Raw genomic sequence first — 298 nt, forward strand, 5'->3', positions numbered from 1 at the left:
AGCTCTCTCGCTGTCACGCCATGATCCGCATCCCCAGCGTTGACGATTTCAGCTCGCTGAACCTGTCACAGGCGGTCCAGGTCGTGGCTTACGAACTGCGCACCGCGCTCCTGGCCGATGAGGCGAAAGTCCCGGAGGCCGAGATCGATCCGGACGAGGTGCCGGCCGACGCGGAGCAGCTCGAGCGATTCTTCACCCATCTGGGCCAGACCCTCGACGACATCGAGTTCCACAAGGGCCGCTCGCCGGTCACGATCATGTTGAAGCTGCGCAAGCTCTTCCTCAGGGCCCGCCCCGA

At 64.4% G+C, this 298-nt stretch carries 1 pseudogene; it reads left to right on the forward strand.

Going from position 1 to position 298, the window contains the following annotated elements:
- Positions 1-20: 20 nt before the first annotated feature.
- Positions 21-298, forward strand: a pseudogene (locus CBX98_RS25990) (tRNA (cytosine(32)/uridine(32)-2'-O)-methyltransferase TrmJ); the annotation flags it as partial.

It is taken from the genome of Vibrio sp. T9, from assembly GCF_003123985.1.
GTDB classification, from domain to species: Bacteria; Pseudomonadota; Gammaproteobacteria; order Enterobacterales; family Vibrionaceae; genus Vibrio; species Vibrio diabolicus.